14 protein-coding genes are annotated in these 18,437 nt (G+C 70.1%); 12 read left to right on the top strand and 2 right to left on the bottom strand.

Features of this window, described 5'->3' with window-relative positions; all coding sequences use genetic code 11:
* Positions 1-20 precede the first annotated feature (20 nt).
* The 10 genes from ABD810_RS02535 to ABD810_RS02490 all read left to right on the top strand — a co-directional run bounded on the left by ABD810_RS02535 (position 21) and on the right by ABD810_RS02490 (position 11,461).
* A complete protein-coding gene (locus tag ABD810_RS02535; RefSeq protein ID WP_344933671.1) occupies positions 21-857 on the top strand; it encodes an undecaprenyl-diphosphate phosphatase in 837 nt (278 codons plus the stop codon).
* A 207-nt stretch (positions 858-1,064) separates the two neighbouring features.
* Positions 1,065-2,240 carry a cytochrome P450 gene (locus ABD810_RS02530; protein ID WP_344933669.1) on the top strand — a complete coding sequence of 392 codons (1,176 nt, stop codon included), beginning with the start codon at positions 1,065-1,067 and terminating at the stop codon, positions 2,238-2,240.
* Positions 2,241-2,355: 115 nt separating this feature from the next.
* Positions 2,356-4,683: a glycoside hydrolase family 95 protein gene (locus ABD810_RS02525; protein ID WP_344933667.1), complete on the top strand. Its 2,328-nt coding sequence runs from the start codon at positions 2,356-2,358 to the stop codon at positions 4,681-4,683.
* Positions 4,684-4,869: 186 nt separating this feature from the next.
* Complete coding sequence (locus ABD810_RS02520; protein WP_344933665.1) at positions 4,870-5,934, top strand: ABC transporter substrate-binding protein; 1,065 nt, start codon at positions 4,870-4,872, stop codon at positions 5,932-5,934.
* A 76-nt stretch (positions 5,935-6,010) separates the two neighbouring features.
* The gene (locus ABD810_RS02515) at positions 6,011-6,841 is read left to right on the top strand and encodes an ABC transporter ATP-binding protein (protein ID WP_344933663.1); all 831 of its coding nucleotides are present in this window, start codon (positions 6,011-6,013) and stop codon (positions 6,839-6,841) included.
* Between the two features lie 8 nt (positions 6,842-6,849).
* Positions 6,850-7,707, top strand: a complete 858-nt coding sequence (locus ABD810_RS02510; RefSeq protein ID WP_344933661.1) for an ABC transporter permease — start codon at positions 6,850-6,852, stop codon at positions 7,705-7,707.
* Positions 7,707-8,102, top strand: a complete 396-nt coding sequence (locus tag ABD810_RS02505) for an RrF2 family transcriptional regulator (protein WP_344933658.1) — start codon at positions 7,707-7,709, stop codon at positions 8,100-8,102. Before ABD810_RS02510 ends, ABD810_RS02505 begins: the two co-directional genes overlap by 1 nt.
* A gap of 127 nt (positions 8,103-8,229) precedes the next feature.
* The gene (locus tag ABD810_RS02500; protein ID WP_344933655.1) at positions 8,230-9,807 is read left to right on the top strand and encodes a serine/threonine-protein kinase; all 1,578 of its coding nucleotides are present in this window, start codon (positions 8,230-8,232) and stop codon (positions 9,805-9,807) included.
* Positions 9,808-10,018: 211 nt separating this feature from the next.
* Positions 10,019-10,975 carry an ATP-binding protein gene (locus tag ABD810_RS02495; protein ID WP_344933652.1) on the top strand — a complete coding sequence of 319 codons (957 nt, stop codon included), beginning with the start codon at positions 10,019-10,021 and terminating at the stop codon, positions 10,973-10,975.
* A gap of 99 nt (positions 10,976-11,074) precedes the next feature.
* Positions 11,075-11,461: an SCO5389 family protein gene (locus ABD810_RS02490; RefSeq protein ID WP_344933649.1), complete on the top strand. Its 387-nt coding sequence runs from the start codon at positions 11,075-11,077 to the stop codon at positions 11,459-11,461.
* 68 nt (positions 11,462-11,529) lie between these two features.
* Here the strand turns inward: ABD810_RS02490 and ABD810_RS02485 are convergent, their stop codons facing one another.
* Entirely contained in the window at positions 11,530-12,471 is a 942-nt protein-coding gene (locus ABD810_RS02485; RefSeq protein ID WP_344933646.1) for a LysR family transcriptional regulator, read from the bottom strand.
* Positions 12,472-12,568: 97 nt separating this feature from the next.
* Here ABD810_RS02485 and ABD810_RS02480 point away from each other — a divergent pair, with 97 nt between their 5' ends.
* A complete protein-coding gene (locus ABD810_RS02480; RefSeq protein WP_344933643.1) occupies positions 12,569-13,843 on the top strand; it encodes a pyridoxal phosphate-dependent aminotransferase in 1,275 nt (424 codons plus the stop codon).
* A gap of 281 nt (positions 13,844-14,124) precedes the next feature.
* On the opposite strand, the gene ABD810_RS02475 is transcribed toward ABD810_RS02480, so the two are convergent.
* Positions 14,125-14,613, bottom strand: a complete 489-nt coding sequence (locus ABD810_RS02475; protein WP_344933640.1) for a hypothetical protein — start codon at positions 14,611-14,613, stop codon at positions 14,125-14,127.
* Between the two features lie 361 nt (positions 14,614-14,974).
* Between ABD810_RS02475 and ABD810_RS02470 the strand changes: the two genes are divergently transcribed.
* Positions 14,975-18,046, top strand: a complete 3,072-nt coding sequence (locus ABD810_RS02470) for an AfsR/SARP family transcriptional regulator (RefSeq protein ID WP_344933637.1) — start codon at positions 14,975-14,977, stop codon at positions 18,044-18,046.
* Positions 18,047-18,437: the final 391 nt, after the last annotated feature.

Raw genomic sequence — 18,437 nt, 5'->3', positions numbered from 1 at the left:
TCGCGACCCTCCCCCGGAAGGTGTTTTCTTTGATCGGCTGGTTCGAGGCGCTCGTGCTGGGTCTGGTGCAGGGGCTGACGGAGTTCCTCCCCATTTCCTCCAGTGCGCACATCAGGGTGGTGTCCGCATTCTTCGGCTGGAAGGATCCGGGAGCCGCCTTCACCGCCGTCATCCAGCTCGGCACCGAGACCGCCGTTCTGATCTACTTCCGCAAGCGCATCTGGGACATCATCTCCACCTGGACCCGGTCCTTGTTCAACCCCGGCCTCCGGCAGGAACCGGCGGCGCGTATGGGCTGGTACGTCATCGCCGGAAGCATCCCGATCGGCGTGCTCGGCCTCGCGTTCAAGGACGAGATCGAGACCACCGTGCGCGACCTGCGCCTGGTCGGCGGCTGCCTGATCGTCTTCGGCCTGCTGCTGTGGGTGGCCGACCGTATGGCACGTAACGAGCTGACCCTCGACAAGAACCTGAACCTGCCGCACGCCCTGACCTACGGCCTGGCGCAGGCGCTGGCCCTGATCCCCGGCGTCTCCCGGTCCGGCGGCACGACCGGCGCCGGCCTGCTTCTCGGCTACCGGCGCGAGGAGGCCGCGGAGTACTCGTTCCTGCTGGCGATCCCGGCCGTGCTCATGTCGGGCGTCCTGGAGCTGTTCCAGATCGGCGTGGGAGAGGTGCCCGCCTGGGGTCCGACGATCCTCGCCACCCTCGTGTCGTTCGCCGTCGGCTACGCGGCCATCGCGTGGTTCCTCAGGTACATCAGCACGCACCGCTTCACGCCGTTCATCGTCTACCGGGTGATCCTGGGCGCCGTCGTAATCGCCGCCGTGGGCTTCGGCATCATCCCGGCCAACTAGCTCAGGCCTTGACGCCGGACAGGACCACCAGGGTGGTCCCCGTTCGGGGGTTCGCCGGCGACTCCCCTCATCTCATCTCCCGACATCACTAGCTGTCATGACAAGTCTTGACAATTGGCATTGCAGGAACGTCTCGCGAATGCGACGGTCGATAAGACCCGTTCGCGACGGCGAGTGGGATGCGAACCGACGAGAGGGGCGCCAATCGTGTCGGATCTCCCTCAGCTGCCGTTCCCGCGGAGCAACCCGCTGGACGTGCCACCGGCGTACCACGAGTTGCGCAGGCAGGCGCCGCTAAGCCGGGTGAGGACCCAGGCCGGCGACGAGGCCTGGCTGGTCACGGGGTACCACGAGGTGCGGCGGTTGCTCGCCGACGACCGTCTCGGCCGTTCCCATCCCGAGCCCGGCAACGCGCCGCGGATCTCCGGCTCGGCCCTCCTTGGCGGCCCGAGAGGCGACTACGCGACCGAGAAGGCCGAGCACGAGAGGATGCGCAGGCTCCTCGCCCCCGCGTTCTCCGCCCGGCGGATGAAGTCGCTGACCGACCACATCCAGTTCCTCGTCGACGACCTCCTGGACCAGGTGGCGACCATGACGCCACCGGTCGACCTGCACGAACGGTTCTCCTTCCCGCTTCCCGTGCTGGTCATCTGCGAGTTGCTCGGCGTGCCGTACGAGGACCGCGAGCGGTTCCGCGCCCTGTCGGACGGCATGACGAACATGAACGACCCGCTGGCGTCCGCGACGGCGATGGAGGAGCTCAGCGCCTACATCCACGCCCTGGTGGTGGAGAAGCGCAGGAACCCGGCCGAGGACGTGCTCTCCGACCTGGCGAACATGGACGCCGAGGACAAGGAGATCGCCGACCTCGGCGCCGGCCTGCTGTTCGCCGGGCACGAGACCACGGTCAACCGCATCGACTACGGCGTCGTCTTCCTCCTCAGCGACCTCACCCAGCGTGACGCGCTGGCCAGCGACCCCTCCCTCGCGCCGGCCGTGGTCGAGGAGATCCTGCGCATGGCCTCACCGTCCGACCACGGCCTCGTCCGGTACGCCAAGGCGGACATCGAGTTCGCCGGGGTCACCATCGAGGCCGGCGAGGCGGTGCTCCTCCTGCCCGGGGCGGCCAACCGCGACGAGGGCGTCTTCGCCGAGCCGGACGTCTTCGACATCGCCCGCGAGACCGGGGATCCCCATGTCGCCTTCGGCTACGCCCAGCATCACTGCATCGGCGCCAACCTCGCGCGGGTGGAACTCCAGGTGGTGTTCGGCACCCTGTTCCAGTGGTTCCCGACGCTGGAACTGGCCACGCCCCTTCAGCGGCTGCGCACCCGGACAGGCCGGCTGACCGGAGGCTTCATCGAGCTTCCCGTCACCTGGTGACCCCGATCCGCCGGTCCGTCACCCGATATGACCGAGCAACCCATAGTTAACGCATCTTGTAACCAATTCTGATCTGCCCCGTTAGGATTGATTTGATCATGCTGATCGGGGAGACATGCTGACCCTGTGGTACGACCGGCCTGCGGATGGGCCGGATGAGCACGACGCGTGGGAACGGCTCGCGCTGCCCATCGGGAGCGGCAGGCTCGGCGCGATGGTCTTCGGGCGGCTCGGGACCGAGCGCGTATCCCTGAACGAGAGCACCCTGTGGACGGGCGGACCCGGTTCCAAGGACGCCGGGCGGGGATACGGGTCCGGCGACTGGCCGTCCCCCCGGCCGGGCGTCCTCGACGAGGTCAGGCGCCGGATCGCCGAGGAGGGCCGGATCGAGCCCGGCGAGGCGGTCGGCCTGCTCGGCAACGTCGCCGGCATGGACGGCCACATCCCCGGGTTCGGCGCCTACCAGCCCTTCGGCGATCTGCTGCTCGACTTCGGGACGCCTGGCGAGGTCCGCGACTACCGTCGCGAGCTCGACCTGACCACGGCGATCGCGTCCGTGCGCTACACCGCGGGCGGCGTCCGCTTCACGCGTGAGCACTTCGCCAGCCACCCGGCGCAGGCGGTCGTCATACGGCTGGCCGCCGACCGTCCCGGCCAGGTCTCCCTGACGGTACGGCTCGCCGCCGCCCTCGCCTCCCCCCGGATACGGCCGGCCTCGCGGGTACGGCCGGAGCGGGGACGTCTGACCTTCCGGGGAGAGCTGGAGGACAACGGCCTTCGTTTCGAAGGGCAGGCCCAGGTGCTGGCCGAGGGCGGCCGCCGTACGGACCAGGACGGAGCGGTGGCCGTTCACGGCGCCGACGCGGTGACGCTGGTCTTCTCGGCGGGCACCGACTACGCCGGCGTGCATCCGGGGTACCGCGGGGCCGACCCGCACGAGGAGGTCACCTCACGAGTCGACCGCGCGTCCGCCCGGAGCTACACGGCCCTGCGCGCCGAGCACGTCGCCGATCACCGGGAGCTGTTCGACCGCGTCCGGCTGGACATCGGCGGGTGCGCCGCGGCCTCGGCGCGAGAGCCCGTCCCGACGGACCAGGCGATCGCCCAGTACGGCGCCGGCGGCCCCGGCGACCGGGCGCTGGAGACGCTGCTGTTCGCCTACGGCCGCTACCTGCTGATCGCCTCCTCACGGCAGGACTCGCCGCTGCCGGCCAATCTCCAGGGCTTGTGGAACGACAGCCCCGCCCCGCCCTGGGACGGCGACTGGCACACCAACATCAACCTTCAGATGAACTACTGGCCGGCCGAGGTGACCGGGCTCGGCGAGTGCGTGCGGCCGTTGCTGCGCTTCGTCGACCGGCTGCGCGCCCCGGGCAGGATCACCGCCGCGACCATGTTCGGCGCGTCCGGCTGGGTGGTCCACCAGAACACCAACCCGTTCGGGTTCACCGGGGTGCACGACTGGCCGACCTCCTTCTGGTTCCCCGAGGCGAACGCCTGGCTGGCCCAGCACGTCTACGAGCACTACCTGTTCAACGGCGACGTCCGTTACCTGCGCGAGTACGCCTACCCTCTGCTCAGCGAGACGGCGGGCTTCTGGCTGGACAATCTGACCGAGGACCATGGCCTGGTGGTCTCCCCGAGCCACTCGCCCGAGCACGGGCCCTTCTCGGCGGGCGCGGCGAGCTCACAGCAGATCGTGTGGGACCTGCTGGCCAACACGGCCGAGGCGGCGGACCACCTGGGGATCGACCCCGGCTACCACCTGCTGAAGGCCCTTGGCGAGCTGGACGAGGGGCTGCGGGTCGGATCCTTCGGGCAGCTCCAGGAGTGGCGGGAAGACTGGGACGATCCGGACGACACACACCGGCACATCAGCCACTTGTTCGCGCTGCACCCGGGCCGCCGCATCCGGCCCTGCACGGAGTACGGCGAGGCGGCGCGGGTCACGCTCGACCACCGAGGGGACGGCGGCACCGGCTGGAGCAGGGCCTGGAAGATCAATCTGTGGGCTCGGCTGCTCGACGGAGACCGGGCGCACCGCCTGCTCCGCGAGCAGCTCAAGCACAGCACGCATCCCAACCTGTGGAGCACGCATCCGCCGTTCCAGATCGACGGCAACCTCGGGACCACGGCCGGGATCGCGGAGATGCTCCTGCAGAGTCACGCCGGCGTGGTCGACGTGCTCCCCGCGCTGCCGTCCGCCTGGCCGTACGGCTCCTTCGACGGGCTGCGCGCCCGGGGCGGCCACACCGTGGGCGTGACCTGGAAGGAGGGCGTGGTCGTGGAGGTGCGGCTCACCTCCGGCCACGACGGCGAGGTGCGGCTGCGCAACCCCGCCTTCCTGAGCGGTTGCAGCACCCGTGTGCCCTGCACCGTCGAGGGTGACACCGCCGTCTTCCAGGCGGTCACCGGTCACACCTACCGGATCGTCGTCGGCTGACCCACTGCCAGCGTTGGTAAACCGTCATTTCCCTTAAAACGGCATCTATCACCACGATCCATGGTGCCCCACCGGCCACAAACCGGTAACGACGCGTGCTCGCCTCGTCACCCCGGCTTGACACCACGCTCGGTATATCGTCTTATACACCCAACCGACTTATTAAGTAGGAATTAGGGAGTGGCAATGAGGGTTCGCAGGCTCCGGGGGATGACGGCGGCGCTGGCCGTGGTCGCGGTGACGGCCCTCGCGGCGGCCTGCGGCGGGGGCGGGAGCGGGGACGGCGCCTCCGGCGGCGACGGCGCCAAGACCGAGGTCCGCCTCGGCTTCTTCCCGAACATCACCCACTCCACGGCCCTGGTCGGAGTGAAGAAGGGCTTCTTCGCCAAGGCGCTCGGCAGCGGCGTGACGCTGAAGACCGCCACCTTCAACGCCGGGCCCGCCGCCACCGAGGCGATCTTCTCGGACGCCGTCGACGCCACCTACATCGGACCGAACCCGGCGATCAACGCCTGGTCGAAGTCCAAGGGCCAGGCCATCAAGATCGTCGCCGGTGCGGCGTCCGGCGGGGTGTACCTCGTCGTCAAGCCGGAGATCAACGGCGTCGCCGACCTCAAGGGCAAGAAGATCGCCACACCGCAGCTCGGCAACACCCAGGACGTCGCGCTGCGCTACTGGCTCCAGGAGAAGGGCCTCAAGACCGACACCAAGGGCGGCGGCGACGTCTCGATCGTGCCCCAGGAGAACGCCCAGACGCTGCAGACCTTCGCCACCGGTGACATCGACGGCGCCTGGGTGCCGGAGCCCTTCGCGAGCCGCATGATCCAGGAGAGCAAGGGCAAGACCCTGATCACCGAGGCCGACCTGTGGCCGAACAAGCAGTTCGTGATCACGCACCTCATCGTCAGGCAGGAGTTCCTCAAGGAGCACCCGGACCTGGTGAAGAAGCTGATCGAGGCGCACGTCGAGTCGAACGCCTACATCGAGTCCGACCCGGCCGGCGCCAAAGAGGCCATCAACGCGGAGCTGAAGGACCTTTCCGGCAAGCCCCTCAAGGACGAGGTGCTGGAGAGCGCGTTCAAGAACATCACCTTCACCAACGACCCCATCGCGTCCTCCCTGGTGACCAGCGCCGACCACGCCGAGAAGGTGGGCCTGCTCGACCCGGTGGACCTGAACGGCATCTACGACCTCACCATCCTCAACGAGGTGCTGGCCGCCAAGGGCCGGCAGGCGGTGAACGACAAGTGAGCAGGCACTGCACGTCAGAAGAGTCGACGCGGCGCTCCCGGTCACGGGCCGGCGGGCCGCTGGGTGAGGAGTCGAAGTGACAGCTCCGATTCAGGAGCTGCGCTCCAGCCGGGCCGACGGGCGCGAGCCCGCGGTCCGGCTGGACGCGGTCTCCAAGGTGTACGGCCGGGAGCTTCTGGCCCTCGATCGCGTGACGCTGTCGGTGGACAGGGGCGAGTTCGTCTGCCTGCTGGGCGCGTCCGGCTGCGGCAAGAGCACGCTGCTCAACCTGGTCGCCGGGCTCGACCGCGCCACGGCAGGGCAGATCGACACCCAGGGTGGACGCATCGCCATGATGTTCCAGGAGCCCGCTCTGTTCCCCTGGCTCACCGTCTCGGCGAACATCGAGCTCGCGCTCCGCGTGACCAGCTCGGCCAGGAGCACCACGAAGAAGGAACGCCGTGCCCGGGCGGCCGAGCTCCTGGAGACCGTCCATCTGGGCGGCCTTGGGGCCAAGCGCCCGCACGAGCTGTCCGGCGGCATGCGCCAGCGGGTCGCGCTCGCCAGGGCTCTCGCGCAGGATGCCGACGTGCTGCTCATGGACGAGCCCTTCGGCGCCCTGGACGCCATGACGCGCGACCTGCTCCACGACGAGCTGGAGCGAATCTGGCGTGAGCGTGAGCTGTCCGTGCTGTTCGTGACCCACAACGTGCGCGAGGCCGTACGCCTCGGCGACCGCGTGGTCCTGCTGAGCAGCAGGCCCGGCACGGTGATCGAGGAGTTCCCCGTCACGCTCCAGCGGCCCCGGCGCACCGACTCCGGCGAGGTGGCCGAGCTGGCGGCCGGGATCACCGACAGGCTTCGCGAGGAGGTCCTGCGCCACGCCCGGCCGGCGCGGCGGCCCGTCGGCGTGGGCGGCGAGAAGTGATGGCCGGCATGACCACCGATATCTCCCAGCAGATCGCCGGTCTCGACGCGCTGGAGCTGTCCACCCGCGAACGGCGCGGCGTGGCCGCGAGGATCTGGGCCAGAGCCTGGCCGATGATCGCGGCCATCCTGCTCGTCCTCGTGGTCTGGCAACTGGTCGTGCTCAGCGGATGGCGCCCGGAGTACGTCTTCCCCGGCCCGGTCACCGTCCTCGGCGAGCTGTGGACCCGCCTCGGCGACGCGGAGTTCTACGACGCCGTGGCCGTGACGATGCGCCGGGCCGTCACCGGGTTCGCCATCGCGGTGCTGGTCGGGCTGTTCATCGGCGCGGCCGTGTCACGGGTCCGTCCCCTGCGGGCGGCGTTCGGCTCGCTGATCACGGGATTGCAGACCATGCCGTCGATCGCCTGGTTCCCGCTGGCGATCCTGCTGTTCAAGCTGAGCGAGAGCGCGATCCTGTTCGTGGTCGTCCTCGGCGCGGCGCCGTCCATCGCGAACGGGCTGATCGCGGGCGTGGACTACACCCCGCCGATCCTGCTGCGCGCCGGGCACATCCTCGGCCTGCGCCGCCTCGCGCTCTACCGGCACGTCATCCTGCCCGCCTCGCTGCCGTCGTTCCTGTCGGGACTGAAACAGGGATGGGCGTTCGCGTGGCGGTCGCTGATGGCGGGCGAACTGCTGGTGATCATCGCCCACCAGACGTCGATCGGGGAGCAACTCGACAACGCCCGGGAACTGTCCGACGCGCCCGGCCTGCTGGCCACCATGATCGTGATCCTCGTCATCGGCATCGTCGTGGACATGTGTTTCGGCGCGGCGGACAACGCTCTCCGGCGCCGCTGGGGGCTCGACCAGCGCGTCGGCTGATGCGGATCTCCGCCAGGACGCAGTACGCACTGCGGGCCGCCGCGGAGCTGGCCGCCGCTCCGCCGGGCCCCGTGCCCGCCGAGCGGATCGCGAGCTCCCAGGACATCCCTCGCAGGTTCCTGGACAACATCCTGCTCCAGTTGCGGCGCGCGGGGCTCATCGAGAGCCAGCGAGGCCCCGACGGGGGGTACTGGCTCGCGCGGCCGGCCACCGATATCACGCTGGCGGACATCATCATCGTGATCGAGGGCGTGCCGTCCCACAGCGAGCGGTTCCCCGGGGTCGCAAAGCCGCTGGCGGACGTGTGGACGGCTCTGCGGACCTTCGAGGACACGACGCTCACCGAGATCACGCTGGCCCACATCGCCACCGGCTCCCTGCCGCCTCTTTCCTGAACCCCGTACGAGAGGCATTCATACGTCTTGCGCCGCGGCTCCGGTTGGAGCGCGCCAAAGCCGACAATTATGGAAGACTTCCGATCTGCTGACTTCTCGCTCTATCGCCCGCGAGGGGGCTTACTAGATGGGAACTCCTGGGCAGCTGGTGGTGAAGCGATACCGGCTGGTGCGAGCGCTGGGTCAGGGTGGCATGGGCATGGTCTGGGAGGGGCACGACACGCTGCTCGACAGGCCGGTGGCGGTCAAGGAAGTGCTGATCCCGCACAGGCTCGACTCCCGTCAGCAGCTCCAGATGATCCACCGGACCTCTCGCGAGGCCCGGACGGCCGCGCGGCTCAACCACCGCACCATCGTCGGCGTCTTCGACGTGGCGGACGAGGACGGCCGGCCCTGGATCATCATGGAACTCGTGCCGTCCCGCTCCCTCGACCGGGTGATCGGCAGCGAGGGCCCGCTCTCCGTCCCCCGCGCCGCGACGATCGCGAGCGAGGTGCTCACCGCCCTGTCCGTCGCGCACTCCGCCGGGGTGGTGCACCGCGACGTGAAACCGGCCAACATCCTCATCGGCTACGACGGTCGCGTGGTGCTCAGCGACTTCGGCATCGCAACCTCCCTCGGCGACCCCTACGCCCAGCGGAGCGGCACGGTGGGATCGCCCGGCTTCCTCGCGCCCGAACGTATCGACGGGGCGCCCGCCGCCCCGGCCGCCGACCTGTGGTCGCTCGGCGCGACGCTGTACGCCACGGTCGTCGGCTGTCCTCCCTTCGACAGCACCATGGGACCGCTCGCCTCGTTGCTCACCCAGGACGCCGCGCTCACCAAGGCGCCCGCCGAGCTTCGCCCGGTGCTGGCCGGCCTGCTCGCCAAGGACCCGGCGAAGCGGATGAGCGCCTCCGAGGCCAAGGGCCTGCTCGACGCGATCCTGACCCAGAGCGGCACCACGACCTCCTCCGCCCCCAGCAAGGGCGCGAGCCGTACGAGGCTCGGGTCTGTGGCCGGAGACCCCGGTCGCTCCAGGCTCTCCGAACTCCTTTCCGGCTCCTCCCGGGACGCGAGCCGTACGAAGCTCGTCGCCGGGGTGACGGCGGCCGTGGTGGTCGCGGGCGCGATCGGCGGCTGGGCCGTCCTGCGTCCGACCGGCGGCACCGCGAGCGCGGAGCCTGGCGGCGTGTCACCACTGGGGGTGTCCTCCTCCAGCGCGCCGGCCGCCACGCCGGTCGCGACCCCGTCCGCCACCCCGAGCCGGTTGCGGCTCAAGTGGTACGACGCCGGCCAGGGCTGGAAGGCCGCGGTCCCGCGGGGCTGGCAGCTCACCATCAGGCAGAACCGTTTCACCTGGTCGGAGCGCACGGGAACCGCCTACCTGGAGCTACGGGTCAGCGACGCCGGCGGCAGGGGACCGCTGGAGCTGCTCCGGGAGGCGGAGACGTCCCTGTCGGCGTCGGTCAGGAAGTACCGGAAGCTCCGCCTGGCGAAGGTGCCCGCGAAGCGCGAGGCCGTGGCCGAGTGGGAGAGCACCTGGACCGGCCCGGGATACCACTCGTGGGCGGTCAAGGGAGTGCCCTACCACGAGCTCCAGCGGATGGTCGTCTCCGGCGACCGGATCAGCGTCATCGGCTGGGTCACCACCCGGGCCGAGTGGGACCGGCTCAAGCCCACCATGGACGCCATCGTGAAGTACTACCGCCCCCCAGCGAGCTGACCCCCGGCTCTCGGGTCAAGGGTGGCCCGGCAGCCGGCGAAGGGGTGCCGGAGGGCGCATCGCGCGGGTCAAGGTGTCCAGCCCCTGCCCCTGTGGACTCCGGCAAGGACCGGTCATGTCCTGACGAGGAACACCTGCCGGCGGCCGGGCGCGTGACATCATGAGCCTTCGGTACTTGCAATGGTTTTCATAATCAGATTGGATCCGAGACATGAGAGTCGCCTTCGTCGGCAAGGGAGGCAGCGGCAAGACCACGCTGTCCTCCCTGTTCGCCAGGTACGCCGCCAAGCAGGGCGGCCCGGTGGTCGCCATCGACGCCGACATCAACCAGCATCTCGGCCTGGTCCTCGGGCTTGAGCCCTCGGCGCTGCCGGAGCCGCTGGGCGCCCACATCGGCGACATCAAGGAGTACCTCCGCGGGGACAACCCCCGCGTCACCTCGGCCGCGTCCATGGTCAAGACGACCCCGCCCGGCCGCGGATCCCGGCTGGTGAGCGTCGCCGACCCCTTCTTCATGGAGCGGTTCGCCACGACCGTCCAGGGCTTCGAGCTGATGGTCACCGGCCCTTTCAACGAGGAGGACCTGGGCGTCGCGTGCTACCACTCCAAGGTCGGCGCGGTGGAGCTCTTCCTCAACCACCTGGTCGACGGGGACGACGAGCACGTCATCGTCGACATGACCGCCGGCGGCGACTCGTTCGCCTCCGGGCTGTTCACCCGGTTCGACATGACCTTCCTGGTCGCCGAGCCGACGAGGCAGGGTGTGAGCGTCTACCGCCAGTACCGCGACCACGCCCGCGACTTCGACGTGCCGATCGCGGTGATCGGCAACAAGGTCCACTCCGAGGCCGACGTCGCCTTCCTCCGCGAGCAGGTGGGTGACGACCTGCTGGTGTGCCTCGAGCATTCGCCGGCCGTCCGCGCCATGGAGCAGGGCCGCGCGTTCACCCTCGACGCCCTGGAGCCCGCCAACCAGGAGGCGCTCGCGGTGCTCATGAGCCATCTGCGCGCCCAGAAGAAGGACTGGGAGAAGTTCGGCCGGCAGGCGATCGAGTTCCACACCCGCAACGCGCGGGCGTGGGCCAACCGGGCCACCGGCGAAGACCTCCTCCAGCAGATCGACCACGACTTCGTCTTCGGTGAGCGTTCCACCGTCGGCGCAGGATGAGAGCCGGGCCCCTACGCGACTGTCCCCCTTACGCCACCTGGAGTCAGTCCGACGTGACGCCTAACGTCGGATGCGTCCCTCCCGAGAGGAGAACCAAGAATGTCGCTGACCGTTCCGAACGAGCTCCTCGACCAAGCACGTGCGGGTGAGGTCGACGACGAGGCGTTCCTCGCCTGCGTCCGTGAGTCCCTTCCGTACGCCTGGGCCATGATCACCGAACTGGTGCGGCAACGCCAGGAGAGCGGTGCCGAGTTCGCCGACAACCACACGCCGCCACCCGACGAGGCGGCGCGGGGCCAGCTCCTGCGCTGCCTGGCGAGCGACGCGATGCGCGGCGCTCTGGAGCGTCACTTCGGCGTGCGGCTCGCCTTCCAGAACTGCCACCGTGTCGCCGTGTTCGACCCCGCGGCCGAGAAGGCACACGCGGAGTTCGTCACCGCTCGTTCCCAGATCCTGAACCAGCAGCCCGACCTGGTCGACTGCTGAGTTCACCGTCCGGGCTCGTTCGTGCGGCTCCCGCTCGTCCCCCGCGGCGGGAGCCGCACCCCCTGTCCCTATTCGGCGGAGAAGCGCACAGGCGCCAGGTCGGCGGCCAGGTAGCGTGCCGCCACGTGCAACGCGCGTAGCGTCGCCGCCACGGACGGGCGGTTCACGCTCGAGGTTCTGACGACGGCCTGCACCTCCCGGGTGACCGGGTCGCCGGGGAACCGCCGCACCGCCACTCCTCGCACCCCGGCCGCCAGGGCCAGCGCCGGAACGGCCGCGATGCCGATGCCCTTGGCCACCAGGCTGAGTATGGTTCCGAGGCCCTCGAACTCCCACGGCACGGGGTGAGCGCCTCCGACGTCGGACAGCAGCCTGTCCACGCCCATCCGGGAGGGCTCGCCATCGGGGGTGGCCATCCACGGCTCGTCGCGCAGCGCCCACAGGTCGACCGGGATCGACGGGTCGGCCATCCTGTGCCGCCGCGGCACGACCAGCACCATCGGGTCCAGCAGCAGCGGCAGGACGCGCAACGCCTCGGTGTTGCGCGCCCGCAGTCCCCCGTACCAGTCGTCCACCAGCGCGATGTCCACCTCGCCTGACTGCACCTCCCGCATGCCGCGCCCGGAGCGACTCTGCCGTAGCCGGAGCGTCAGTGACGTGTGGCGGCGCAGCGACCTGGCCAGCACGGGGGCGAACGCGACCGCGCCTGTGGGAAAGGCGGTCACCACGACGCGGCCCGAAGGTGTGGCCGCGTGGGCGGACAGATCGGACTCGGCCGTCTCGGCCATGGCGAGGATCCGCTCGGCGTGTTCGACGAGACGATGCCCCGCCTCGGTCAGCTGTGCGCTGCGGGACGTGCGGTCCAGCAGTACCGAGCCGGTCTCGCGTTCCAGGGCCGCGAGCTGCTGGGAGACCGCGGAGGCGCTGTACCCGAGCGAGGTCGCGGTCGCGGCGATACTGCCTCGGCGCGCGAACTCGCAGAGCAGGGCCAGGCGCCGGAGGTCCAGCATCACTTCTCCTTATGGTCACCCACGAAAAGCCTCGCTTGTACTGATGGATGTACCCAAGCAAGCTGGGCACGTCCCCCAGTACTAGGAGGTTATGACCGTGAACGTCACACTTTCGGCCACCCTGGCAGCTAACGAGGAAATTGCCCGAAGACGTCGCGCCGGGCAGCGGGTGCTGAACCTGGCCTTCGGAGAAGCCGGTCTTCCCGTCCACCCGGCGCTGCGTGAGCGCCTCGCCGAGGCCTCGCCGGAGAACTCCTACGGACCCGTCGCGGGCGCGGCCGTCCTTCGCGAGGCGGCGGCGGGCTACTGGGACCGGCGCGGCCTGCCCACCGATCCCGAGCTGGTCGTCTGCGGCCCCGGGAGCAAGCCCCTCCTCTACGCGCTGCTGCCGGCGATCGGCGGCGACATCGTCCTGCCGGCGCCGAGCTGGGTGAGCTACGCGGCCCAGGCCGACCTGGCGGGCGTCCGCTCGATCCCGGTACCCGCGCCCCCCGGCGAGGGGGGGACGCCGGACCCGGATCAGCTGACGGGCGCCGTCCTGCGCGCCCGCGCTCAGGGCCGTACGGTGAACTCGGTCCTCGTGACGCTGCCCGACAATCCGACGGGCAGGCTGGCGAGGCCGGAGACCATCAGGCGCCTGGCCGAGACCGCCCGCGAGCTCGACCTGATGATCATCTCCGACGAGATCTACCGCGACCTCGTCCACGACCGGAGCGCGGCGTTCCTCAGTCCCGCCGACATCGCACCCGAACGGACCATCGTCACCAGCGGGCTGAGCAAGAGCCACGCGCTCGGCGGCTGGCGCATCGGCGTGGCCAGGCTCACCTCGATCCCGCTCCGCGACCGGCTGCTCGCCGTGGCGTCCGAGATCTGGTCCTGCCCCGCCACGCCGGTGCAGCACGCGGCGGCGTACGCCTACACCGAGCCGCCCGAGCTGGTCGAGCGCGTCGCCGCCAGCAGGAGGCTGCACGGCGTCGTCGCCAGGGCGGTGGCCGACCGGTTCGCCAGGGCGGGCGCCGGCGTCGCGTATCCGCAGGGCGGGTTCTACCTCTATCCCGACCTCGCGCCGCTGCGGCGGTTCGCCACCTCGGGCGAGCTGGCCTCGGCCCTGCTCGACGAGCACGGAGTGGGTGTGCTGCCGGGTGCGGTCTTCGGCGACGCGCCCGGCACCCTGCGCGTGCGGGTCGCGACCAGCCTGCTGTACGGCGAGGGCGAGGAGCAGCGGATGGCCGCGCTGTCCAGCGAGCGGCCGATCGATCTGCCCTGGGTGGCGGCGTCGCTCGGACATCTGGAAGAGGCTCTCGCCGGATTCACCGAAAGGAGATGGTTCGCCGCCTGGACGCCCCCGGCCCTGGCCCCGGCGAGCCCGTGACCGCCGTCACCTCGGCCTCGTGAAAGCGGCGCGACCTCGCTGTTCGGTTCGTGACACGAAACGGCCCGCCCGGATGCCTTTCGGCTTCCGGGCGGGCTGTGTTCCCCCTGTATCTTCCGGTCCCCCCTGTGGTTCCGGGTTGGCCGGCGTTCCGTCCCAAGGGCCTTTTCCCCGTGCCCCTGGGACGTCCCCCCTGTGGTACCCCCGCGGGCTCCCCAGCCTCCGCGGGTGCCGTACGGGGGAGCCTTAGGTCTCCCCCGCCGTGCGCTCAGTGGTCAGGATCACTCCTGGCTGTCGGCTTCGTAGATGTAGTTCCAGCGGCCGCAGTACTTCTTGCTCTCGTGGTGCTTGCTCCAGTAGCAGGTGCGGACCTGGATGTTGTCGACGTGATTCTCGTAGAAGTGGAAGTAGCGGTAACCGCTGGAGCCACACTTCTTGGCCCAGTAGGTCGAGTCGTCGCCGTCCTCGTTCTCGAACTTCACCTGGACGTAGCCGCACAGCCAGCCCGGCGAGTACTTGTCGTAGAGCTTGCCCTCGACGTGGAAGCGACCGTGGTCGTCCTCGTACACGTGGCCCTTGGCCTTGGCACGGGAGCCGTCGTAGTACTTCGAGTAGTAATAGCCCCAGTATTCGTCGTAGTCGTAACTGGAAGCGGTCGCGGTCTTCGTGGTGGTCGCCGCGCTCGCCGAGGAGGCGACAGCGGGGACACCTACTGCGAGGATGGCGGAGGCTGCGGCGATGCCGAGCATGGTGCGGATCGAGCGGCGCATGTGGTTCTCCTGAAATGAGGGGCTCCCCGGTTTCTCTGCGCTCCGGGGCTTATGTCCAAGTGATAGAACCCATCGCCTGCAGGACACTTACAACGGCCTTACCTTCGCCTGCAAGACGCTTGAGCCGCCCCCCGCCGGACCCGGTTTCGCCCACCGGATCCGGCCGCAGTGTCGGCGTCGTGCGTGGCCGCCCCCGCAGCGGGTCACGCTCAACTGCCATCAGCATGGGCTCGCGCGTTCAACGGCAGATCAACGTGGAATCAACGAGCGGATTAACGTCAACGCACTTGCATAGGGGGGAAAGCAACGGGGGAACTATCATTTGGACACAAAACTTTGTTTAGGGTGGGGAACTCGGAAAATGGCTGGTCAAGACGCTGAGGCTGGCCTGCGTTTCGCGGTACTTGGGCCGGTTCAGGCATGGCTCGACGGCCACGAGATCGAGCTGGGCACGCCGTTGCAAAGGTCCATCCTGGCCATGTTGCTGCTCCGGGAGGGCCGCGCGGTCACGCCGATGGAGATGATCGACGCGGTCTGGGGGGAGGATGCTCCACCCCGGGCGCTGGGCGCGCTGCGCACCTACGTCTCCCGCCTGCGAGCCGTGCTGGAACCGGAACGCTCACCGCGCATGCGCCCTGAGCTGCTCACATCGGTGGGCCGGGGCTACGCGCTCCGGCTCCCGGCGGGCGCCCTCGACCTGTCCGTCTTCGAGCGCCGCGTCGCGGACGCCGAGGCCCAGCGCAAGGCGGGCGATCTGGTGAGCGCCGCCGACACGGTGCGCGAGGCCCTGGCCCTGTGGTCGGGCGAGCCGCTCGCCGGCGCCGTCGGGCCGTACATCGAGAGCCAGCGAGGCAGGCTCATCGAGCGCCGCGTCGGCGTCATGGAGAGCCTGATGGAGCTGGACCTGGCGCTCGGACGGCACGCCGACGTCATCCCCGAGTTACTCTCCCTGACGGCCGAGCACCCGCTGAGGGAGCGCCTGCGCGGCCAGCTCATGCTCGCCTACTACCGGACGGGCCGGCAGGCGGACGCGCTGACCGTGTTCACCGACACCCGGCACGCGCTCGTCGAGGAGCTCGGCATCGATCCGGGCCCCGAGCTCGCCTCCTTGCACCAGCGCATCCTCGCCGCCGACCCCCAGCTCGCGTGGACGCCGGCCCAGCCCGTACGAGCGCCCGTGTCCAGGCGCGATGACGACGACCGCCGCGCGGAGCCGAGGCGCGAGGCACGCCCGGGGAGACCGGGTGACGGATCCGCCGCCGGAGCGGAGGCGGAGGAGGCCGAGCGCGAGGTCCTGCACGAGATGCCCCGGCCGGCGCAGCTTCCCGCCGCGGTGAACGACTTCACCGGACGCCGTCAGGTCGTCAACCGGCTGCGCACGCTGCTGACCAGCGTCAGCGGCAGCGAGGGCATGCCGGTCGCCGCCGTGTCGGGCATCGGCGGGGTCGGCAAGACCACCCTCGCCGTGCACGTCGCCCACTCACTCCACGAGGTGTTCCCCGACGGCCAGCTCTACGCCGACCTGCGCGGTTACGGCGAGGAGATGACGGCTCCCGAGTCCGTGCTGGCCGCGTTCCTGCGCGCGCTCGGCATCCCCGTCGACGTCATCCCCGACGGCCTGGCCGAGCGCGCCGCGCTGTTCCGATCGCTGCTCGCCGACCGGCGCATGATCGTCCTGCTGGACAACGCCCGCGACACCGAGCAGGTGGAGCATCTGCTGCCGGGCACGGCGGGATGCGCGGCGATCATCACGAGCCGGGGCAAGCTGGCCGACCTGCCCTCGGCCCGGTTGATCGACCTGGAGGTCATGGAGCCCGAGGAGGCCCTGAGCCTGTTCTCGGCCGTCGCGGGACCGGAACGCGTGGCCGTCGAGCGGGCCGCCGCCATGGACGTGGTCGCGATCTGCGGCTTCCTGCCGCTCGCCGTCCGCATCGTGGCGGCCAGGCTCGCGGCCAGACCGGCGTGGACGGTGGCCTCGCTCTCCCCCCGGCTCGCCGACGAGCGCCGCCGCCTCGACGAGATGCGCATCGGCCACCTCGCGGTGGACGCCACCTTCGCACTCGGTTACGGCCACCTCGAACCGGGCCAGGCACGGGCGTTCCGGCTGCTCTCGCTGCCGAACGGTCCCGACATCTCCGTCCAGGCCGCCGCGGCCGTCCTGTCGCTCAGCACCACCGAGACCGAGGACATGCTGGAGTCGCTGGTCGACGTCAGCCTCCTGGAGGCGCCCGCTCCCGGCCGCTACCGGTTCCACGACCTGCTGCGGCTGTTCGCCCGCAAGCAGGCGGAGATCACCGAGCACCCGAGTGCGGGGGCGCTCGCGCTGCGGCGGCTGCTCGGGTTCTACCTGGCGTCGGCGCAGGCGGCGCACCGGCTCGCGTACGAGGGCAGCGTCATCTCCGACCACCTGGTGTCCACGGGCGTCTCCGGCCGCAGCTTCGCGGGCGCGGACGAGGCCGTGGCCTGGCTCACCATCGAGGCCGAGGCCCTGTTCGCCGCGGTCGGGCAGACGGCCGAGTCCGGCCCGACGCCCGAAACCCTGCTGCCCGCCGCCGACCTGCTCGTCGCCATGGAGCCGCTGCTGGAGTCGGGGGCGTACGTCCGCGAGTTCGCCGGTCGTACCGGCGCGGTGCTCGCCACCGCGCAGGCCATGGGGGACAAGTCGAGCGAACTGCGCGCCCGGTACGTGCTCGGCCGGGTTCTGTTCGGCGCCAACCGGCTCAGGGACGCCGAGGAGCAGTTCCGCGCCGCGCTCGACCTGGCGGGGATCACCGGCGACCGCATCGTCACCGGAGAGATCTTCAACGCGCTGGCGGTCGTCGCCGGGCGGCAGCGCCGCCACGAAGACGCGCTGGCCTGGTTCGACTCCGCGCTCAAGGCGTACCAGGAGATCGGAGCGGCGGCCGGCGAGGCGCTGGTGGCCAGCTACTCCGCGCGTGACCATCTGGGGCTCGGACACCCGGAGGAGGCGATCGCCGCCGCGGAACGCGGTCTGGCGATCTTCACGGAACTGGGCAGCGGCGCGGGCATGGCCCGCGCGCGCTACCACCTCGGCATCGTCCTGTCCCGGGTGGGCCGGCTGACGGAGGCGGTCGTGCACCACGCCGAGTGTCTCGACTTCTTCCGCGCGGGCAACCAGAAGGTGTGGGAACAGCGGGTGTGCTGCAGGCTCGCCGAGACCTTCATCGCCGCCGAACGCTACAAGGACGCTGCCCGGCACGCCGAGCAGGCGCTCACGTTGAGCAAGGAGATCGGCCACCCATACGGGGAGGCGCTGTCACTGACCGTGCTGGGCCGGGCGCTCGCCGGGCTCGGCAGCGTCCGGCGAAGCGGCGACTGCCTCAAACGCGCCCTGGAGATCTTCACTCGCCTGGGCTCGCCCGAGGCCGATGACCTGCGCGCCCTCCTGAAGCTCGACCAGGTCAGCGATTAGCTCTCGTACCCCGCAGAAGGGGTCGTCATCTAATCGCGTCATCCACACGTGGTTGATCACTTATGGTCACCGTGTCCTGTTCAAGCTCTCGGCTGAGGAGCTATGGGAGTTCCGGATGTAGGCGCGTATGTACGCTTTAATGGGGTTTATGGGTATTTATTTATGGGTGCCCGGCCGGTCGTCTGCCGCTGCTCAGCGCCAGGGGGCCCGGTGGCTACCGGAGGCGCTTCGCGGCGGCCGGCCGCCTCACAACGACGACCGGCCGGACGTTGACACGGATCTCGAACCCCCCAAGCTCCGTGCCCACCCTCAAAGCGTTCCGCCCACCGGTCAACGTCGGATCAACGCCGGATCAATATCATCAAAGTGGGACAATCCCGCAGGTAGAGGG

It is taken from the genome of Sphaerisporangium flaviroseum, from assembly GCF_039537005.1.
Lineage (GTDB): Bacteria > Actinomycetota > Actinomycetes > Streptosporangiales > Streptosporangiaceae > Sphaerisporangium > Sphaerisporangium flaviroseum.
The sequence above is the reverse complement of the archived record's forward strand: the minus strand, read 5'-3'. Positions and strand labels throughout refer to the sequence as shown.

What these genes read in the sequence shown, in the direction of transcription:
- ABD810_RS02525 (WP_344933667.1), top strand. Translation starts at nt 2,356, where the DNA reads ATGCTGACCCTGTGGTACGACCGGCCTGCGGATGGGCCGGATGAGCAC.
- ABD810_RS02520 (WP_344933665.1), top strand. Translation starts at nt 4,870, where the DNA reads ATGAGGGTTCGCAGGCTCCGGGGGATGACGGCGGCGCTGGCCGTGGTC.
- ABD810_RS02510 (WP_344933661.1), top strand. Translation starts at nt 6,850, where the DNA reads ATGACCACCGATATCTCCCAGCAGATCGCCGGTCTCGACGCGCTGGAG.
- ABD810_RS02505 (WP_344933658.1), top strand. Translation starts at nt 7,707, where the DNA reads ATGCGGATCTCCGCCAGGACGCAGTACGCACTGCGGGCCGCCGCGGAG.
- ABD810_RS02500 (WP_344933655.1), top strand. Translation starts at nt 8,230, where the DNA reads ATGGGAACTCCTGGGCAGCTGGTGGTGAAGCGATACCGGCTGGTGCGA.
- ABD810_RS02495 (WP_344933652.1), top strand. Translation starts at nt 10,019, where the DNA reads ATGAGAGTCGCCTTCGTCGGCAAGGGAGGCAGCGGCAAGACCACGCTG.
- ABD810_RS02490 (WP_344933649.1), top strand. Translation starts at nt 11,075, where the DNA reads ATGTCGCTGACCGTTCCGAACGAGCTCCTCGACCAAGCACGTGCGGGT.
- ABD810_RS02485 (WP_344933646.1), bottom strand. Translation starts at nt 12,471, where the DNA reads ATGCTGGACCTCCGGCGCCTGGCCCTGCTCTGCGAGTTCGCGCGCCGA.
- ABD810_RS02475 (WP_344933640.1), bottom strand. Translation starts at nt 14,613, where the DNA reads ATGCGCCGCTCGATCCGCACCATGCTCGGCATCGCCGCAGCCTCCGCC.
- ABD810_RS02470 (WP_344933637.1), top strand. Translation starts at nt 14,975, where the DNA reads ATGGCTGGTCAAGACGCTGAGGCTGGCCTGCGTTTCGCGGTACTTGGG.